The organism is Paracraurococcus ruber (genome assembly GCF_004353985.1).
GTDB lineage: Bacteria > Pseudomonadota > Alphaproteobacteria > Acetobacterales > Acetobacteraceae > Paracraurococcus > Paracraurococcus ruber.
This window is the reverse complement of sequence record NZ_SMOA01000584.1, coordinates 1-1,226: the sequence shown is the minus strand read 5'-3', so window position 1 is coordinate 1,226 and position 1,226 is coordinate 1. Positions and strand designations below refer to the sequence as shown.

Here is a 1,226-nt window from a genome sequence, read left to right as displayed (position 1 = left end):
CGAGGCCGCCCCCGCGCCGGCCGGCGCGGCGCAGGCCGGTGCGGGGCGCGAGCCGGCGGACGAGCGTGCGGACGGCCGCACAGACGGGGCAATGGGTGCGCCGGCGCCGGCGCCGGCGGATGCGGCCGAGGATGCCGAGACGGGGCCGCTGCGTCGCTGCATCGTGACCCGCGAGAGCGGCCCGAAGGAGCGCATGATCCGCTTCGTGCTGGGGCCTGACCAGGCGCTGGTCCCCGACCTTGCCGGGAAGCTGCCCGGCCGGGGAATGTGGTTGTCGGCCAGGGCCGATGTGTTAGAACGCGCGACCAAGCGCGGCGCCTTCGCGAAGGCGGCACGCGGGACCGTGCACCTGCCCCCTGACCTTGCCGCGCGGATCGAGGATGGCCTTCGGGGCCGCATCCGCGATCTCGTCGGCTTCGCCCGGCGGGGCGGCCAGGCGGTCTGCGGGCGGGAAACCGTCCGGGAATGGATGCAGACCGGCAGGGCCGGCCTGCTGGTGGAGGCTTCGGACGGCAGCCCGGCGGAACGGGCGCGGCTGGTCGGCGGGTCGGACCTGCCGGTGGTCGCACCGCTGCCGGCAGGGGTCCTCGGCGGTGTTTTCGGCCGGGACCATGCCGTTCATGTGGCGATCGCGCCCGGGCGCCTCGCCGATGCGATCGCGGTGGAGGCGGCGCGGCTGGCCGGCATCGGCGGCGGGGCCCCCCCGCCGCAGGGCGGCCGGAGCGCTTCCTCGCCGCAGGGCGGCAGGGGCACGTCCTCGCCGCCGGGCGGCAGGAGAACGGCTCCGCCGCGGGGCGGCTGGAGCGATCCGCCGCCGGAGGGCGACCTGGGATCCCCCGGGCCGCAGGGCGGCAAGAGGAGAGACGGCCCATGAGCGGCCAATGAGCAGCGGAACGGAGGGTGCGCCATCCCGCGCCCGGGACTAGGACCGGACATGCCAGCAAGGGCATGTCCCTTGGCAAGAGTGGCATGACGGCAGACGGATCGGGTTCGGACCAACGAATGAGCGACCAGAACGACCAGGACACGGGCAAGACCAGGCTGAGCCTCCGGCCGGCCGGCGGCCGCCTGGAGCTGGGGAAGACGGTGGACGCGGGCAGCGTCCGCCAGAGCTTCAGCCACGGGCGCAGCAAGACCGTGCAGGTCGAGGTGGTGAAGAAGCGGACGGTGACGCCGGCGCCGCGCCAGGCGGCCGGCCCGGCCGCGCCGGTGCCCGCCGGCGGCGG

Annotated in this window: 2 protein-coding genes; both read left to right on the top strand. The window is 76.2% G+C overall.

The features are described from left to right. Positions 1-874: RNA-binding protein (locus E2C05_RS31915; protein WP_338045233.1), on the top strand; the 874-nt coding region annotated here is incomplete at its 5' end. A 128-nt stretch (positions 875-1,002) separates the two neighbouring features. Next, the coding region (locus tag E2C05_RS31910) for a translation initiation factor IF-2 associated domain-containing protein (RefSeq protein WP_133223612.1) at positions 1,003-1,226 on the top strand (224 nt) is incomplete at its 3' end.